The 20,329-nt window shown below is 65.0% G+C and carries 1 protein-coding gene and 1 pseudogene; both read right to left on the reverse strand.

Going from position 1 to position 20,329, the window contains the following annotated elements; translation table 11 throughout:
* Positions 1-238: 238 nt before the first annotated feature.
* Entirely contained in the window at positions 239-3,490 is a 3,252-nt protein-coding gene (locus RT197_RS22040) for a BapA/Bap/LapF family large adhesin (protein WP_409529702.1), read from the reverse strand.
* Positions 3,488-19,945, reverse strand: a pseudogene (locus RT197_RS16715) (Ig-like domain-containing protein); the annotation flags it as partial. The gene RT197_RS22040 and the pseudogene RT197_RS16715, both read right to left, overlap by 3 nt.
* Between the last annotated feature and the right edge of the window lie 384 nt (positions 19,946-20,329).

The following is a 20,329-nucleotide window of genomic DNA, read 5'->3' on the forward strand; positions in this document are numbered from 1 at the left end:
AGGTTACTTCACACCTGTTCGGGGCGAGGTGCGCCCCGAACTCAGTGTCTGCCACTTCACACCTGTTCGGGCGGAGTGCGCCCCGAATTCAGTGTCTGCCACTTCACACCTGTTCGGGCGAGGTGCGCTCCGAACTAAAGTGCTTGTCACTTCACACCTGTTCGGGCGAGATGCGCCCCGAACTAAAGGCCTGTCACTTCATACCCACCGGGGCGGCACGCCCCGGTGGGGGTGCCCGTCAGGTAATAATGTGATTTTGTTGGATCAGCTCTTCGAGATTGGTTTGTACATTCTCCAGGGTGACCAGGTTAGTGGACTGATAGGTTGATCCGCCACCGTCCCGGTCAATCGCTATCACCGTGTTGTTGCCGCTGGTAGTGACGTTCAGGTAGCTGCCGAGCGAGGACTGATCGCCATTCCAGCCCACCAGCAAATCGCCAATGTCGATTTTGTCGCCCTGCGCCAGCGAGAAATTGCTCCAGTTGTCGCTGCCGTTACCGCCGGTGGCGCTGGTGGTACTGAGCAGTTGATAGATCAGCGTGTCGGCGTAGGCGGTGCCGATGATCGTATCGTTCTGCGCGGTGCTCACGAACTGCGGGGCCATGTCGATGGTCAGGGTGGCGTTATCCGTATGACCGTTCTGATCGTTGAGCGTGTAGTTAAACGTCTCCTTCGTGGTGATGGATGAGGTAGCGATCCCCGGCGTCAGCGTGTAGGTATACGAGCCGTCGAGGTTGATGGTCAGCGTGCCGTAATGCCCCTGCACGGTGCCGCTGGCGCTGCTGTTGGCGAACGGATCGAGCGTGGTCGTGCTGCCGTTGTAGCCGGTCATGGTCAACCGGGTATCAACGGTGGAAAGCTGATCCAACACGCCGCCTGCATCGCTGCCGTCAAAAATGTTGCCGCTGACGGTATGCACGCCGCTGGTCTCAAAGTTATCGAGATCGTACGTGGTGCCGGTGACGCGCGGGGTGATGGTAATATTACCCACCGAAAGCGCGCCGATGGTGCCGGTATAGCTCAGCGTGAAATTGCCAGGATGCAGCTCCAGCCCGCTTAAGGCGACATCGATGTTATTACCCAGCAACGCGCTGCCGCCGAACGAGCCGGTACGGATGGCGGTCGTACCGTCGTACAGGGTCCAGTTAACCGTCAGGCCGCTGAGCGCCAGACCGGAGGCGACGTTAAAGTGCAGCACCACGTCTTTAACCGCCGTTCCCGCCGCCACCTCGACGATACCGCTACCGGTTCGGGAGGTGGTGTTAAACAGCGAACTGGTCCAGGTGGCGTTGCCCACCGCATTATCGGTAAAGGCGGCGGTATCCTGGAGCGTATTAAAGGTTAACAGCGGGCTGATATCGTCCACCGCATTGACCGGCTGCGGCGTGGCGGTGATGTTCAGCGAGGCGCTGTCGGTGCTGCCGTCCGGGGCGCGCACGGTATAAATGAAGCTGTCCGGTGCGCTGATGCTGTCGGCCCCGATGCCGCCGCGCAGCGTGTAGCTATAGTTCCCTGCCTGGTCGATGGTCAGCGTGCCGTATGCGCCTTCAATGGTGGCCCCCGCCGCGCCGACCGCGACGCCGTTAACTTCAGTCAGCAGCGTCCCCGCTGGCGCAACGTCATTGTCCAGCACGTTCCCGGCGGTGGCGGCGCTGAGGCTTTCCACGTTGTAGACGTGATCCTGAAGAATGTTCAGGGTGTAGCCGGTCAGCGCGGTGACGCCGGAGGCGTTGTTGAGCAGGAACAGATACTCGCCGCCCGGCAGCGTCAGCGTGAGTTGCCCCGACTGCCCGCCGAGAAGCGGAGCCTGAAGCCAGCCGCGCTCGACCCGATACTGCTCAAACTGCTGGATGGTATCGTTGAAGCGGTAGACGTACAGATCAAAGGTGGAGATCAGCGCCACGCCGCCGACGCTGGATTGCAGGGTGAGCGTGCGGGTGGAGCCTTCCTCAACGTCAAAGATAATCGGGTTGGTCAGGTTATCCAGAATATTGGCATTCAGCACGTTGCCGAGCGCAATGCCCACGACCGAGAAGCCCGCCTGCGACGATGGCCCGTTATTAATGGCCTCGACGCTGGTTTCATAGTTCAGCGCGGCAGTGTTATCGACCGCCGTCACCGTGCTGCCGGTTGCGCCCGCGCCGAGGGCGACCACCAGCTGCGCCGAGTCACTGACGCCGTTATGGGTGATGGTATAGGTGAAGCTCTCGGTGCGTCCCAGCACCGTCGGCGACGTGCTGGTCAGCGCGTAGCTGTAGCTGCCGTCCGGGTTGATGGTCAGCGTACCGTACAGGCCGTCGATGCTGGCCCCGCCTGCACCCACCGTCACCGTCTGGCCGCTGGCGTTGGTGACCTGGCTGACGACCGTGCCGTTCGGCGCGCTGTCGCCACCGCTGACCGGATCGATATCCTGGATCACGTTGCCGACCTGCGTCGTCTCACCGTTCAGCGTCCCGGCGCTGGTCTGCACCACGGACACATCAAGGCTGGTGTAGGAGCCGGTAGACAGCAGGCTGGTGTTGTAGCTCAGCACGCGGTACGTGCCGCCGGTCAGACCGTTGAGATTAAAGGTGACGCTGCTGCCGTTCAGCGTCAGCAAATCGGCGAACTGAGGCTGGGAGGAGTCCGCCACCGTGACCCACGCGCCGCTGGTGGCGTCGAGGCGCTGCACCGCGATTTGCTGGGTGTTGAGCAACGACAGCACAATGCCGGTCGCGGCGGAATCAATACTGATATCCGCACTGCCGCCCTGGGCGACATTGAACGTCACCTGCGCCGTATCGTTACCAATCACCGTTGCGCTGTTACCCAGCGCCCCGACCAGCAGAATGCCGTAGTCGCTGTAGTTCTCAGTGCTGATGGTGGCATCGGTGGTCAGATCCAGTTCGGTGACGTTATCGCTGGCGGAGAGCGGCAGGACCGGCGCGGTCAGCGGCGTGGCGGCGGAGACGTTACCCGCCGCGTCGCGTGCCGTCACTGAAATCGCCTCGCCTTCGGTCTGGCGGTCGGTGAGGGCAATGCTCCATGCGCCGCTGCCGTTAGCGGTGGTGGTCAGTTGTACGTTGCCCGGCAGCGTCACAATCACCGTACTGCCCGCTTCGGCGCTACCGCTGATAAGGCTGCCATCGGCATTAATGGCCGCCAGCGGAGCCGCCGGTGCAATCGTGTCTATCACCACGCTGTAGGCGGCGGAAGCCGCGCCGGTGTTGCCCGCCGTATCGGTGGCCGTGGCGGTCAGAGTATGCGTGCCTTCGGCGAGGTTAACGCCCGGCGTAAAGCTCCAGCTGCCGTTCGTTCCCACCGTGACCGTGCCAATCTGCGTGCCGTTATCCAGAATGCGCAGCGTGGCACCCGCTTCCCCGGTGCCGTTCAGCGTCGGGCGTGCGTCATTGGTGGACAGGCCGTTGCCGACCACGCCCGTGACCGGCGCCACGTCATCAGTCACGCTGACAATCACCGGCGCATCCGGCGCGGTGGTATCTACGGTGATGAGGAACGGTGTGGACGCCGGGCTGGTGTTGCCTGCGGCATCGGTGACCGTGGCGGTCAGGGTATGCGGGCCGCTGGCAAGAACAGTGGTCGGGGTGAATGACCAGTTGCCGTTACTGGCGACGGTGGTGACGCCAATCTCCGTGCCGTTGTCGAACAGGCGCAGGGTAGCGCCCGGCTCGCCCCTGCCGCTGAACGCGGGCTGGGTGTCGTCGGTGGTGCGCCCGCTGCCCAGCGGTCCGGTTACCGTGCCGACGTTATCGGTCGCCAGCGCGATCACCGGCGCGGCAGGGAGGAGGGTATCGACAACAATCGTGAACGAACCGGACGTCAGGCCGCCGTTGCCCGCCGCGTCGGTAGCGGACGCGGTGAAAGCATGGCTGCCGTTGGTCAGCGGGGCGTCAGGCGTGAAGCTCCACGTGCCGGTGTCGCTGGCCTGCACGCTGCCAATCGCCACGCCGTTATCGAAAATACTTACCGTAGCGCCCGCCTCGCTGGTGCCGTTCAGCAGCGGACGGGTATCGTCGGTAGACTGGCCCTGAATCAGCGGGCCGGTCACGCTGCCGACATCATCGGTAATGCTGACGATAACCGGCGCGTCCGGGGCGATGGTATCAACCACCAGCGTAAAGGCATCGGAAGCCGGGCCGGTATTGCCTGCGGCATCGGTGGCGACCACGGTTAGCGCGTGTTCCCCCTCCGCCAGCGGCGTATCCGGGGTGAAAATCCAGCTTCCCGTACCGCCCACGGTGACGGTGCCGATCTCATTGCCATTATCCAGAATGCGCAGCGTGGCCCCCGCTTCGCCGCTGCCGCTCAGCGCCGGACGGGTCTCATCGGTGGTCTGCCCCTGCACCAGCGCGCCGGTGAGCGGTCCGCTGCCGTCCACGACCGACGCGATCGTCGGCGCAGCCGGAGCCAGGGTATCCACGTTGATGCCAAACGTCGGCGAAGCGGCGCTGGTGTTACCTGCGGCATCGCTGGCGGTGGCGGTGAAGCTGTGCGCGCCGTCCGGCAGCGGCGTTAACGGCGTGAAGTTCCAGTTGCCGTTGTTATCGACCAGCGCGGTGCCGATCGGGGTGCCGTTGTCGAGGATCTGCACGGTCGTGGCGGGCTGGCCGGTTCCGCTCAGGGTCGGCAGATTATCATCGGTGAACTGACCGTCCGCCAGTGACCCGGTGAGCGTTCCGGCATCGTCCGCTATCGCCGTAATCAGCGGGATGGCGGGCGCGGTAGTGGCGATCTCAATGCTGAAGCTCGCTGTCTCCGGCCCGGTGTTACCCGCGGCATCGCTGGCGCGCAGCGTGAAGCTGTGCGTTCCGGCGTCGAGAGCGCTGGTCGGCGTGAAGCTCCACGCCCCGGTATTGCTGGCCTGCACGCTGCCGATCTGCACGCCGTTGTCGAAGATCAGCACCGTGGCATTCGCTTCGGCGCTGCCGTTCAGCGTTGGCGTGGTGTCGTCGGTAGTCTGCCCGGCGGTGAGCGGTCCGGTGACGGTTCCGGCGTTATCCGCCACGCTGGTCAGCGTCGGCAGCGGTGGCGCGAGGGTATCCACCTCCACGGTAAACGCCGCTGACGCCGGGCTGCTGTTGCCTGCCGGATCGGTGGCGACGGCGGTGAGCGCGTGCGTACCGTCATCCAGCGCGGCGGCAGGGGTGAACGTCCAGTTGCCCTGCGCGTCTGCCACGACGCTGCCCAGCAGTTCGTCGTTATCCAGAATAGTGATCGTCGCGCCCGCTTCCGCCGTGCCGCTCAGGGTCGGCTGCGCGTCGTTGGTGATCTGCCCGCTGACCAGCGGACCGGTCAGGGCGTCCACATCGTCTGTTACCAGGACAATCGCTGGCGTATCCGGCGCAGCGGTATCGACGGTGATAGTGACCGGCGAGGAGGTCCCGCCGGTGCCGATGGCGTTGGTGGCGTTGACCGCAAAGGTATGCGGACCGTCACTGAGCGTGCCGGGCAGGGCGTACTGCCACGCGCCGCTGGCATCGGCTTCCACGCTGTCAATCACCACGCCGTCCACGATAATCGTCACCAGCACCTCCGGCTGGGCGGTGCCGCCGAGGGTAAGCTGGTTGTCATCGGTACTCTGCCCGTTGGTCAGGTTGCCGGTCAGCGTGCCGACGTCATCGGTAATGTCGGTGATCGTTGGCACCGTTGGCAGGCCGGAATCCGAGGCGATCAACGGGGTCGGATCGCTGACGTTGCCCGCCGCATCTCTGGCGACCACGGTCAGCGGCTCGCCGCCGGTCTGCGCGGGGGTGATGGTGACGCTGAAGGTGCCGCCAGGCCCGGTCAGCGCGCTACCGATGACATTTCCCAGCCGGTCGCTGACAATCGCCGTGCTGCCTGCTTCCGCCGTGCCGGAAATGGTGGTGCCATCGGGAGTGGTGGTGACGTTTTCCGGCGCATCCGGCGCGGTGAGATCCACCGTCAGCGTAAACGGCGAAGAGAGCGGGCTGACATTACCCGCCGCATCCGCCGCGCTGACGGTCAGCACCCAGGTGCCTTCCGGCAGCGGGGCCAGCGGTGTAAAGCTCCAGTTGCCCGCGCCATCCACCACGGCGGTGCCGATTTGCTGATCGGTGGCGAAAATCGTCACCGTGCTGCCCGCCTCGGCGGTGCCGCGGATCAGCGGCAGGGTATCGTCGGTAAAGCCGCCGTTAGCCACCGGGGTAGTAATGGTGCCGACGTTATCCTCGACGGTGACAATCGCCGGTACGCCAGGCGCGGTAGCATCAACGGTCAGGGCAAACGGCGCGGTGGGCAGGCTGACGTTGCCTGCGGCGTCGGTGGCGGTGACGGTCAGAGAATGCGGGCCATCCGCCAGCGCGGTAGTCGGCGTAAAGTTCCAGTTGCCCTCGTCATCCGCAACGACGCTGCCCAGCGCCACCCCGTCGTTATAAATCGTAACGGTGCTGTTGGCGGGCGCGGTGCCGCTAAGCGCGGGCAGGTTGTCGTCGGTCAGATCGCCGCTGGTGAGCGGGCCAACCTGTGCGCCGACGTTGTCGGTCACGCTCGCCAGCACCGGCGTATCCGGTAGCGTGGTCTGCACGTTGATGATAAACGGCACCGTCGCGTCGCTGACGTTACCCGCCGGATCGGTGGCGGTCAGGGTCAGGCTGTGCTCACCCGTATCCAGCGGTGCGGTCGGGGTAAAGCTCCAGTTGCCGCTGGTGCCGATGATGACCGAACCCAGCGGCGTTGTACCGTCATAAACCGTAATAGTGTCGCCTGCGATGCCGGTGCCGCTCAGGGTTGGGCGGGTGTCGTTGGTGATCTGCCCGGAGGTGAGATCGCCCGTGCCTTCCGGCACGTCGTCGGTGACGGCGGTCAGGATTGGCGCGGCGGGCGCGGTGGTATCCACCACGATGTTAAAGGCGATCGATACCGGGCTGATATTGCCTGCTGCATCGACGGCGGCGACGGTAAGGGCGTGCGGCCCTTCGCTGAGCGCGGTGACTGGCGTAAAGCTCCAGCCGCCGCCTTCGGCAACGGTGGTGCTGCCGATCACGGTGCCGTTATCGTACACATTGAGGGTTGCGCCCGGCTCGCCGCTGCCGTTCAACTGCGGGCGGGTGTCATCGGTGGTTTGCCCGCGAGTGAGATTGCCGGTGACGCTGCCGACATCATCATTGACGCTGGCAATCACCGGCGCAGCCGGGGCAAGGGTGTCTACCGTCAGACTAAAGCTGGCGGCCGGGCTGACGTTTCCGGCGGCATCGGTGGCAGTTACGGTAAGGGTATGCGCGCCATTGGTCAGCGGGGTGGTGGGCGTAAAGCTCCAGCCACCGTTATTGCCCGCCTGCACCGTCCCCAGCAACGTGCCGTTATCAAAAATGCGCACGCTGCTGTTGGCTTCCGCCGTACCGCTTAGCGCGGGGCGCGCGTCATCGGTAGTCTGCCCGCTGGTCAACGCGCCGGTCAGGCTGCCGGTATCGTCAATGACCGCGTTGATGACCGGCACGCCTGGCGCGACGGTATCGACCGTCAGGGTGAACGGCGCAGAGAGGGCGCTGGTGTTGCCCACGCCGTCGGTGGCGCTGACCGTCAGGCTATGCGGCCCCGACGCCAGGGCGTTGGTCGGGGTAAACGTCCAGCTTCCGTTATTGCCGACCAGCGCGTTACCGATCGGCGTGCCGTTGTCAAAAATGTTAACGGTGGTGCCGATTTCGCCGATGCCGGACAGCGCCGGGCGGGTATCGTTAGTGCTTTGCCCGTTGGTGATTTGCCCGGTGACGGGCGCGATGTCGTCAGTCACCAGGGTGATAGCCGGAACCTGCGGCATCACCGTATCCACCACCAGGCTGAACGCGGCGGAAGGCTCGCTGACGTTACCGTTGCCATCGGTGGCGGTGACGGTGAAAACGTGCCCGCCAGTGCTGAGCGCGCTGGTCGGCGTGAAACTCCAGTTACCGTCCGCATCCGCCGTGACGGCTCCGATTTCCTCGCCATTATCAAGAATGCGCACCGTGGCGTTAGCCTCGGCGGTGCCGTTGAGCGTCGGGCGGGGATCGTTAGTGCTTTGCCCGTCGGTCAGTTCGCCGGTAAACGCCGGAACGTCGTCGATCACGCTGACAATCAGCGGCGACTGCGGCGCGGTGATGTCCGGTGCGTTAACCGTGGCGGCGAGACCGGTATTGGTGGCTGCGTCTGTCGCCGTGGCGTTCAGCAGTTCCCCGTTGGTCTGCGGCGTGGTCAGGGTGACGGTAAAGCGCCCGTCATCGCCTGCCGTGGCGCTGCCGAGCGGCGTATTGCCAGGCCCGGTTATCGCGACCGTGCTGCCAGCCTCCGCTGTCCCGGTGACGGTGGTGCCATCGTCGGAAACCAGCAGATCGGCGGGAGCCGCAGGCGGCGTCAGATCCGGCGTGGCAACGGTAGCGGCGGGACCGGTGTTGTCTGCCGTATCGGTCGCCGTGGCGCTTAACAGCTCCCCGGTGATTTGCGGCGTGGTCAGCGTGATGCTGAAGTTACCGTTGTCATCCACAATCCCGCTGCCCACGTTTTGATTACTGGCGTTGGTGATAGTGACGGTGCTGCCAGGCTCAGCGCGTCCGCTGACGACGGCCCCGTCCGGGGTAATGGCCAGTTCGGTCGGGACGCCGGGCGCGGTGGTATCACCCGCGTTGACGATTTCCGGCTGGCTGCTGTTGCCTGCGGCATCGGTAGCGATGGCGGTGAGCGGCTGACCGTTGGTTTGCGGGGCGGTAAGGGTAAGGGTGAACGTGCCGCCGTCAGGCACGGTGGCGCTGCCAAGCAGGTTGCCGTTGGCATCGGTGATCGCCACGCGACTTCCGGCTTCGGCGCTGCCGCTCACCGTGAGGCCGTCTTCACTGACCCGCAGATCCTGCGGCGCATCCGGCGCGAGGGTATCGACCGTAATGGTGAGCGGCGCGGAAAGGCCGCTGGTGCCCGCTGCGGTGGTGGCGCTGGCGGTGAACTGATGCGGCCCGTCAGCCAGCGCGGTCTGCGGGGTGAACAGCCAGTTGCCGTTCGCATCGGCGCTGACGGTGCCGATTTCCGTGCCGTTGTTGTACAGCGTGATGAGCGCGTTCGCTTCCGCCGTTCCGCTCAGCAGCGGACGGGTATCGTCGGTGGGCTGGTCGGGACTGAGGTTGCCGGTCAGGGGGCCGGTATCGTCGTTAATGCTGACAATCACAGGCGCATCCGGGAGGCCGGAATCGGAAGCGGCGAAAGGCGTGGGCGTTCCCACGTTGCCCGCGCTGTCCTGGATACGCGCTTCCAGCGGCTGGCCCATGGTTTGCGACGGAGTGAGGCGCACGCTGAAGCTGCCGTCAGGGTTAACGATGCCGCTGCCAATCTGCACGTTGCTGGCGTTCACAATAGTGATTAACGCGCCCGCTTCCGCCGTTCCGCTGACCGTGGTGCCATCCAGCGCGACGTTGGTAATGACCGGCGCATCCGGCGGGGTGACGTCAATAATAATGGCGACAGGCGCTGAAGGTTCGCTGACGTTGCCGACGCTGTCGGTTTCCCGCACGGTGAAACTGTGGCTGCCTTCGGCAAGCGGCGCATCCGGGGTAAAGCGCCACTGACCGTCGGTGCCCACCGTGGTGGTGCCAATCTGCGCACCGTTATCAAACAGCACAATCTGGTTACCCGCCTCACCGCTGCCGCTCAGCGTCGGGCGGGTGTCATCGGTGCGCTGACCGTCTGCCAGCGCACCGATGAGGGTGCCCACATCATCGGTGATGACTGGCGTCGCGGCCTGCGGCGCGGTGACATCCACCACCACCGTAAACGCTGCCGACGCCGGGCCGGTATTGCCCGCCGCATCAGTGGCGCGCAGGGTCAGGGCGTGGGTGCCTTCGCCCAGCGCGGTCGTGGGGGTGAAGCTCCAGTTGCCGCTGGCGTCGGCCTGCACCGCGCCAATCTCCGTGCCGTTATCAAAAATACGCACCGTGGCACCGGCTTCGCTGGTGCCGCTCAGCGCAGGCTGGGTGTCGCGAGTGAGTTGACCGCTGGTGAGCGGTTGCGCTGTGCCGCTGGCATCGTCAATGACCGCCGCCAGCACCGGGGCGACCGGCGCGGTGATGTCGATCAGCACGTTGAAGACCGGCGATGGCGTACTGCTGTTGCCCGCCGCGTCGGTGGCGGTGACGGTCAGCGGATGATTGCCGCCGCTAAGCGGCGTGGCAGGCGTCAGGCTCCAGCTACCGTCAGCGTTAACCTGCGCTGAACCGATTTCCACACCGTTATCATACAGCCGAACGGTCGCGCCCGGCTCGCCGCCGCCGCTGAGGGTCGGACGGGTATCGTCCGTTGCCTGTCCGCTGGTCAGTGGCCCGGTGACGCTACCGCTGTCATCCGTCACGCGGGTGATGACCGGCGCTGCGGGGGCGGTGGTATCGACGGTAATGGTCACCGGCGCTGACGCCGGGCCGCTGTTGCCGGAGGCGTCGGTGGCGCTTACCGTCAGGCTGTGCGTGCCTTCGCCCAGCGCTGAAGTTGGGGTAAAGCTCCACGTTCCGTCGGCACTGACCGGCGCGCTGCCGATGGCAACGCCGTTATCAAAAATCTGCACGCTGCCGTTTGGCTCAGCGTTGCCGCTGAGGGTCGGGCGGGTATCGTCCGTCGTCTGGCCTGCAGCAATCGGTCCGGTCAGGCTGCCAACGTCATCGATGATGGCGGCAAGCTCGGGCGCATCCGGCCCGCTGATGTCCACCACCAGCGTAAAGCCTGCGGAGAGCGGGCTGCTGTTTCCGGCGGCGTCGGTGGCGCTGGCGGTGATGAGATGGCTGCCGTCACCCAGCGGCTGCGCCGGGGTGAGCGTCCAGTTCCCGGCGTTGCTGGCCCGCACGCTGCCGATGGCGATCCCGTCGCTGTACAGCGTGACGGTCGCACCCGCTTCGGCGGTGCCGCTGAAGGTCGGCTGGGTGTCATTGGTGGCCTGTCCGCTGGTGAGCGGCCCGGTGCCGGGGGCGATATCATCCGTCACGCTGACGATAACCGGCGCGGCAGGGGCGAGGGTGTCAACCACCAGGTTGAAGACTGACGACGGGGCGCTACTGTTTCCGGCGCTGTCGGTGGCTGTGACGGTCAGCGGATGCGCACCGCTGGCAAGCGGCGCGGTGGGGGTGAAGCTCCAGACGCCGTTAGTTCCCGCCTGGACGGTGCCCAGGGCGGTGGTGCCATCGTAAACCGTGATTGTGGCTCCCGGTTCGGCGGTGCCGCTCAGGGTCGGCTGCGGATCGTTGGTGGGCTGTCCGCTGACCAGCGGGCCAGTCCCGCTCTCCACATCATCGACCACCTGGCCGATCGCCGGAGCGTCTGGCGCGGTGGTGTCGATGATAATTGCAAACGGCTGGGATTCGCCGCTGGTGCCGTTGCCGTTAGTGGCGGTAGCGGTAAAGGTGACGTTGTTTTGCCCTTCCGCCAGCGGTTGTGCCGGGGTGAAGCGCCAGTTGCCGCTGGTATCAACCCGCGTGGTGCCGATTTCTGTCCCGTTATTGTAAAGCGTAATGGTTGCGCCCGCTTCGCCTGTGCCGCTGAGGGTCGGACGGGTGTCGTCGGTGCGCTGGCCGTTGATCAGATCGCCCACAATCGGGCCGACGTCATCGCTGACCGAGACGATAACCGGGGTGTCCGGGAAACCGGAGTTTGTCGCGCTAAACGGCGCGGCAGCACCGACGTTTCCGGCGCTGTCGGTGGCCTGCGCCAGCAGATCCTGCCCGGCGGTCTGCGCCGGAGAAATGCCGATGCTGAAGGTGCCGTCAGCATCGGCGGTGCCGCTCCCCAGCACCACGGTGCCGCTGGCATCGGTAATGGTGACGCGGCTGCCCGCTTCGGCCGTCCCGGTGACGGTGGTGCCCTGCGGGGACACAGCCAGATCGCCAGGGGCGGCAGGCGGCGTGGTATCAACCACAAAGCGCAGGGCAGCGGAAGGTTGGCTGGTATTGCCCGCCGCGTCGGTGGTGGTAACGCTCAGGGCGTGCGCGCCTTCCGTCAGGGGGGCGGCAGGGGTAAACGTCCAGTTGCCGTCTGCGCCAACCGGCACGCTGCCGAGGATCGTGCTGCCGTCGTACAGGGTGATAGTGGTGCCCGGCTCCCCGCGCCCGTTAACGGTTGGCCGGGTATCGTCGGTGCGGGTGCCGTTAACAATCGCGCCGGTGACAGCGCCAACATCGTCGGTCAGGGTCGGCAGCACAGGCGAGGCGGGCGGCGTGATATCGACGGTAAAGGTAAAGGCTGCCGACGGTGCGCTGGTGTTGCCCGCCGCGTCGCTGGCGGTGACGGCGATCGCGTGCGCGCCTTCCGCCAGTGGGCCGGTCGGGGTGAACGTCCAGTTCCCCTGGGCGTTCACCTGGGCGCTGCCGATCTCGGTGCCGTTATCCAGAATGCGGATCGTGGTGCCTGCCTCGCCGGTGCCGTTAATGATCGGGCGGGTGGCGTCGGTGGTCTGCGCCTCCAGCAGCGGGCCGTTTACCGCACCTGCGTTATCAATAATGGCGGTGATCGCAGGTGCGCCCGGCGGCAGGGTATCAATGGTCAGCGTGAAGGCAGGCGATGCCGGACCGGTATTGCCAGCAGCATCGGTGGCGGCGACGGTCAGGGCGTGCGTGCCGTCGGGCAGCGCGGCGTCCGGGGTGATGCTCCAGCGACCGTCGGCGTTGACCGTGGTGCTGCCAATCGCCGTACCGTTGTTATACAGCGTGACGGTGGTGCCAGCTTCGCCGCTGCCGGTCACGGTAGGGCGGGTATCATCGGTGGTTTGTCCGCTGGCAATCGGCCCGGTGAGGCTGCCGACGTCATCAAGGATTTCACCCATTGCCGGGGCCGCCGGGGCGCTCAGATCGACCGTCAGACTAAAGGCGGCGGAAAGGGCGCTGGTGCCGTTGGCGTTGGTGGCGGTGGCGGTAAAAGCGTGCGCCCCTTCTGCCAGCGCGGCGGCTGGGGTAAAGCTCCACTGACCGTTTGCCCCGGTCAGGGCAGTGCCGAGCAGGGTGCCGTTATCGTACAGCGTCAGCGTGGTGCCGGGCGCGGCGGTGCCTGCCAGCAGCGGACGGGTATCATCCGTGGATTGCCCGTTGGTAAGGGTGCCGGTGACTGCACCCACATCGTCGGTGGCGGAAAGGATCGCCGGAACGGCCGGGAAGCCGGAACTGGTGGCGGTCACGTTGGCCGCCGCGCCGCTGTTGCCCGCGCTGTCCTGCGCCACGGCGGTGAGGGTCTGGCCTGCGGTCTGCGCCGGAGAAATGACAATGTTAAAGCTGCCGTCGCTGCCGACGGTGCCGGAACCCAGTACCGTCCCGCCGGGGCCGGTGATGGTCACCAGGCTGCCCGCTTCCGCGTTGCCGGTAACGTTAACGCCGTTCTCGCTGACCGCCAGCCCGGTCGGGGCGGCAGGCGGCGTGGTATCCACCACCAGCGTCAGCGGAGCGGAAGGCGGGCTGACGTTGCCCGCCGGATCGGTGGCGGTGAACGTCAGGGAATGCTCGCCTTCAGTCAGCGCGGCGTCCGGGGTGAAACTCCACTGGCCATTTTCATTAACGGTGGTCGTGCCAACCACTGTGCTGCCATCGTAGAGGGTGATCAGGCTACCCGCCTCGCCGCTGCCGCTTAAGGTCGGGCGAGTATCATCGGTAGTCTGACCGTCAGCCAGCGGTCCGGTAACGCTGCCGACATCATCCGTGATAGCGGGCAGGGCGGGCGCATCCGGCGCGGTCACGTCAATAATCAGCGTGAAGACCGGGGAGGCGGGGCTGACGTTGCCCGCTGCATCGGCGGCGGTGACGGTAAAATCATGATTGCCTTCTGCCAGCGCGGTGGCGGGCGTAAAGCTCCAGCGACCGTCTGCATCGGCGGTCACGCTGCCCAGGGCTACGCCGTTGTCATACACCGCGATCAGGCTGCCCGCCGTCGCCGTACCGCTTAACAGCGGCTGCGTATCGTCGGTGGTTTGCCCGCTGGTTAATGCTCCGGTCACCGCACCCGCGTCGTCGCTGGCCGCGGTGATGATCGGCGCGGCGGGCGCGAGGGTCGCCACCGTAAAGCTGAAAGCCGGGGAAGGCGTGCTGACGTTGCCTGCGGTATCGGTAGCGGTGACGGTCAGGCTGTGGCTGCCATCGGCCAGCGGCGCGCCGGGCGTAAACTGCCAGTTGCCGCTGGCGTCGGCCTGCACGCTGCCAATCAGAATGCCGTTATCGTAGAAGGTGAGGGTGGCTCCGGCTTCGCTGCTGCCGCTCAGCGTTGGCTGGCGGTCGTCGGTGGATTGCCCGCTGGTCATCGCGCCGGTAAGACTGCCCGCGTCGTCAATCACCTGCGCGATGACCGGGGCGTCCGGGGCCAGCGTATCCACCACGAGAGTAAACGGCAGGGATTCGCCGCTGGTGCCGTTACTGTTGGTGGCGGTGACGGTAAAAGTGAAGGCGTTTTCGCCCTCCGCCAGCGGCTGCGCCGGGGTGTAGCTCCAGTTGCCGGAAGCGTCAGCCAGCACGCTATCCACCGCGTCACCGTTCAGGTAAACGGTGATGGTCGCGCCCGGCTCGCCGGTGCCGTTCAGGGTAGGCTGAGTATCATCGGTATGCTGACCGCTGCTTAAATTGCCCCTGATGGTCCCGACATCATCGGAGACGGAAATAATGATCGGCACGTCAGGATAGCCGGACGTGGAGCCGTTAAAGGCGGCAGCCGGACCGCTGTTGCCCGCGCTGTCACGGGCGACGGCCTGCAGCGCTTCACCGTTGGTTTGCGCCGGGACAATATTCACTGAAAACGCGCCATCGCTGCCTGCGGTGGCGGAACCAATCACCACGCCGCTGGCGTCGGTGATAGTCACCAGGCTTCCGGCTTCAGCCGAACCGGTAACGGTGGTGCCATCCACGGAAACGGCAAGATCGACCGGCGTATCAGGCGCGATGATATCCACATTAATTGTCAGAGGCGCTGACGCCTCGCTGACGTTTCCGGCGGCATCGGTGGCGGTAAAGCGCAGCACGTGCGTGCCGTGCGCCAGCGGGGTGTCAGGCGTCAGGCTCCAGTTGCCGTTGTCATCAACCATTGCGGTGCCAAGCATTTCTGCGCCGCGCCAGGCGGTGATCATCGTGCCCGCTTCGCCGTTGCCGGTGAGGGTCGGACGGGTGTCGTCGGTAGGCTGGCTGTCGGCCACCGGCCCGGTGAAGATGCCGGTGTTGTCATTAATGACCGGCATGTCAGGCACGTCGGGAGCGGTAATATCCACCACCAGATCCAGCGGGGCAGAGACCGCGCTGATATTGCCTGCGGCGTCGCGGGCGGTCAGGGTCAGCGTGTGAGTGCCTTCAGCGAAATCGCTGTCCGGGGTAAAACGCCAGCTACCGTCCTCAGCAACCTGCACGCTGCCAATCAGCGTGCCGTTGTCGTAAAGGGTGATAGTGCTGCCCGCTTCACCGTTGCCGCTCAGAGTCGGGCGCGGGTCGGGGGTGATCAGCGTGTCCGTGAGAGGACCGTTACTATCGGTAATAAGGTCAATCGCGGGGGCTGGCGGGGCCAGCGTGTCCACCACCAGGGTAAAGGCGGCACTGGCCGGGCTGGTATTATTTGCCGCATCGGTGGCGGTGACGGTTAACGCATGAGTGCCGTCAGCCAGCGGCGTTGCGGGCGTAAAGCTCCAGCTACCGTCGGCGGCGACCTGCACGGTGCCGAGCGCCGCCCCGTTGTCATAAACGGTGATGGTGGTGCCCGGCTCGCCGTTACCGCTAAGGGTGGGAAGATTGTCATCACTGCTTTGCCCGCTGGTCAACGGGCCAGTCAGTTCGCCGCTGTCATCGCTGACGGCGGCAAGCACCGGCACTTCCGGCGGGGTAGTGTCCGGCGCGGTGGTGCTGGCTGCCGGGCTGGTATTACCGCCCGGATCGCTGGCGACCACGTTGAGGGTTTCACCGTTGGTCAGCGGCGGATTTAACGGCAGAGTAAAGCTGCCGTCCGGCCCGGCGGTGGTGGTGCCCAGCGGCTGACCGTTGCCATCGGTAACGGTAACGGTGCTGCCTGCTTCGGCATTACCGGTCAGGGTCGTGCCGTCCTGAGATACGTTCAGATCCTCAGGCGCAGCGGGCGCGGTGATATCCGGCGCGTTAACGCCTGTGGCCGGGCCTGCGTTACCCGCAAGGTTGGTGGCCGTGGCGGTGAGCGCTTCGCCGTTCACCTGCGGCGGCGTCAGGGTGGCGCTGAAATTGCCGTCCGCTCCGACGACGGCGCTACCAATAATCGTGCCGTTAGCATCGCGGATATTCACCGTGCTGCCCGCTTCCGCGCGTCCCGTCAGCGTAGTGCCATCTTCTGAAACGTCCAGATCCTGCGGGGCGGCAGGCGGAGTGGTATCCACAATAATGGTCAGCGGCAGCGAGACGCCGCTGGTGCCATTACCGTTGGTGGCGGTCAGGGTAAAGGTGAACGTGTTTTCGCCTTCCGGCAGGGCCGGGGAAGGGGTAAAGCTCCAGTTACCGGAGGCGTCAACGAGGGCGGTGCCGATGGCAACGCCGTTGTTATACACGGTGATGGTCGCGTCAGGCTCGCCGGTGCCGTTGAGGGTCGGCGTAGTGTCATCCGTGGTCTGCCCGTCCGTCAGGTTGCCGGTGATGCTGCCGACGTTATCGACGACAGAGGTCAGCACCGGCACATCGGGATAGCCGGACGTGGAGCCGGTAAACGACGTGGTCGGGCCGCCGTTGCCTGCCGCATCGCGGGCGCTGGCACTCAGAATTTCACCGTCGGTCTGCGCCGGAACAATGCCGATACTAAACGCGCCGTTCGCATCGGCAGTGCCGGTGCCCAGCACGTTACCGCTGGCGTCGGTGATGGTAACCGTGCTTCCCGCTTCGGCGCTGCCGGTGACGGTGGTGCCGTCGGTGGAGGTCAGCAGATCCGCAGGCGCGGCGGGCGGGGTGGTATCGACCACAAAGTTAAGCGCCGTGGATGGCTGGCTGACATTTCCGGCAACGTCAGTTACGGTCACGCTCAGCGCGTGTGCGCCTTCCGCGAGCGGTGCGGTCGGCGTGAAGCTCCAGCTCCCGTCGCTGGCAATCTGCGTTGTGCCGAGCAGGGTTACGCCATCATACAGGCTGACGGTGGCTCCCGGCTCGCCGCTGCCGCTCATCAGCGGACGGGTTTCATCGGTGGACTGGCCTTCGGCGATCGTGCCCACCAGCGTTCCGCTGGCATCGATCGCCGTCGGTGCGGCGGGGGCCTGGGGTGCGGTGGTGTCGATAATCACCGTCCACGGCGCGGACGCGGCACTGGTATTGCCCACCGGGTCGGTGGCGGTAAGAGTGAAGCTATGGCTGCCTTCCGCCAGCGCGTTTTCCGGGGTGAACGTCCAGTTCCCGTCTGCGTCGACCGTTGCCAGCCCAATCACCGTGCCGTTGTCATACAGCGTAATGGTGCTGCCCGCCTCGCCGCGCCCGGCAAACGTGGGCTGGCTGTCATCGCTTACCTGACCGTTCAGCAGCGGGCCGGTGAGCGAGCCTGCATCATCGAGCAGGCTGGTGAAAACCGGCACCGCCGGAGCCTGGGTATCAACAATCAGGGTAAATACGCTGGAGGCCGGGCTGGTATTGCCCTGGGCGTCGGTGGTAGTGGCGGTCAGCGCGTGGCTACCGTCGCCCAGCGCGATGTCCGGGGTAAAGCTCCAGCCCCCGTCATTGCCGATGGTGACGGCGCCGATCTCCACGCCGTTATCGTAGAGCGTCAGGGTCGAACCGGGCGCGCCGCTGCCGCTCAGGGTCGGGCGGGCGTCATCGGTGCTCTGACCGCTGGTCAGCGAACCAACGATGGGACCGGCGTCATCGACGGCAAGATCAATTGTCGGTGCGCCTGCGGGCGAATCGAGCGGCGCGGTCACGACAGCGGTCGGGCTACTGTTGCCTGCCGCATCAGTGGCGACCACGCTGAGCGTTTCGCCGTTCCGCTGCGGCGGATCGAGGATAAGGCTGAAGCTGCCGTCAGCGCCGACGACCGCGCTGCCCAGCGGCTGACCGTTGCCGTCGGTGACGGTGATGGTACTGCCCGCTTCGGCGTTGCCGGTGAGCGACGCGCCATCGTCGGCAATAATCAGCGCGTCAGGTGCGGCGGGGGCCGTCAGGTCAATATTCAGCGTGAAGGCGGTGGAAATGCCGCTGGTGCCGCTGGCGTTGGTCGCGGTGGCGGTAAAGCGATGCTCGCCTTCGCCCAGCGGCGTGGTCGGGGTAAAACTCCAGTTACCGCTGGCATCGACCCGCGTGGTGCCAATGGCTACATCGTCACTGTACAGCGTGATCGTCGCGCCGGGTTCGCCATTGCCGCTAAGGGTGGGCGTCGCGTCGTCGGTACTCTGGCCGCTGGATAAATTTCCGCTGAGAGTGCCTGCATCATCCAGGGCACTGAGGATGGTGGGCACATCAGGATACTGCGAGCTGGACCCGCTGAATGCGGTCGCCGGGCCGGTGTTTCCGGCGGCATCCTGAGCCGTTGCGGTCAGCGGTTCACCGTTGGTTTGCGCCGGAACAATGCCGATAGTGAAATTGCCGCTGGCATCGGCAGTCCCGCTACCCAGCACGTTGCCGCTGCCATCGGTGATGGTGACGGTGCTTCCCGCTTCGGCGGTGCCGCTGACGGTGGTGCCGTCTTCAGACGTCGTCACGCCCTCAGGCGCGGGCGGCGGGGTGATATCAATAATAATCGTAAACGGCGACGAGAACGTGCCTGCAATATCTGAGGACGCGGTGAAAATATGCGTGCCTTCGCCCAGCGCTGATTCGGGGGTGAAGCGCCATGCGCCGCTGGCGTCAACCAGGGTGCTGCCGATGGCCGTGCCGTTGTCGTAGACGGTGATCGTCGCGCCGGGGATGCCGCTGCCGCTCAGTTCCGGGCGGGTATCATCCGTCACCTGACCATGACTTAATGCGCCGGTGAGGGAGCCGGTATCATCCAGCACGCTGTCGAGGGTCACGGCATCCGGCACGGTCAGGTCGGGGGCATCAACGCTGGCGGTCGGGCTGCTATTTCCTGCCGCGTCGGTCGCGCTGACCGCCAGAGTTTCACCCCGGGTGAGTGCCGGATTAAGCGCGAAGCGGAAAAAGCCGTTCGCGTCTACAATCGCGCTGCCGAGAAGATTGCCGCTGGCATCGGTGATGTTTACCGTGCTGCCCGGCTCGGCTTTGCCGGTGAGCACGGTGCCGTCCTCGGCGATCAGCAGGTCGGTGGGCGCATCCGGGGCAGTGAGATCCGGCGAGTCAACGCTGGCGGAAGGACCGGTGTTGCCTGCCGGGTCGGTGGCGACCACCTCAATCGGCCTGCCGTCGGTCTGCGGGGGATCTAAATCGACGGTAAATTTGCCATCGCTGCCGGTGGTGCCGGAGCCGATGATATTACCGTTTGGATCGGTAATAGTGATGGTGCTGCCCGGTTCGGCGCTCCCGGTGAGGGTTTTGCCTTCGTTACTGATGAGCAGATCGGTTGGCGCAGCGGGCGGGGTGGAATCTTCTCCCGGCTCCCCGCTGACGGGGGGCGGGGCTGCGGGTTTATCATCATCGTGACTGCTGCTTCCGCCGCTCAAGGCGGCGATAGCCGCCAGTCCGCCACCCCCCAACAGACCGCCGAGTACCCACGGCCAGACCGGCGCGGCACCGTCAGTCGCCGCTGCGCCTGCGCCCGCGGTGACCAGCAGATCGTCAATGCCGGAAACAGGGACAAAATTCAGCCCTGCCGCTGTCGTATCTTCTACCCACCACAGCGCGCCCTGACTGTCTTCCAGCACCAGCAGGCTTTTGGTTTCACCCTCGGCGAGATAAAAGTTTTTAATGGCGACGGTTTCGCCGGAGCGGAGATGGACAATCAGATCGTTATTGCTGCGGGCAAGGGAAGCGATATCTGACCGCGCAACCTGCAATTTGACGATTGCCGGATGGCTTAAGGTGACTTCAGAGGCTGTGGTAGATGTTTCTACACCGGTTAAAGCGGAGATGACAGATATCGATACCATTAATTCTTACTCCCGGCAGATATGGGCGGCGCACGGGTGAGCGCTGCGCCCTAATTACAGGTAAAAGAGCTCTGCGGCAGAGAGACTATTGTAAAATAGTTTCTCACCGTTATTTAAATCAGATAATGAATGCTGTCCCTAGTGTCGGGAGAGCTGATTAAAAATATTCATTGTCCGGCCCCCGATTACGTTTCTACGGGGTGCCCACATAAAAGTTATGCGCTTGTCGGTTTTAATACTCCCGGTTGGCTTATTGATGATATAGCCAGAAATATTAAAAAGGGCAAATGAATTATCGCTATAGAAAATCGTAGTAAAATACAGAGGTTATTTTCCTGATGGCACACTAAAGCCAATAGTGACAAGGGGTTAGGGCTGGCGGGG

This window comes from Superficieibacter sp. (assembly GCF_032071645.1).
Taxonomy (GTDB): domain Bacteria; phylum Pseudomonadota; class Gammaproteobacteria; order Enterobacterales; family Enterobacteriaceae; genus Superficieibacter.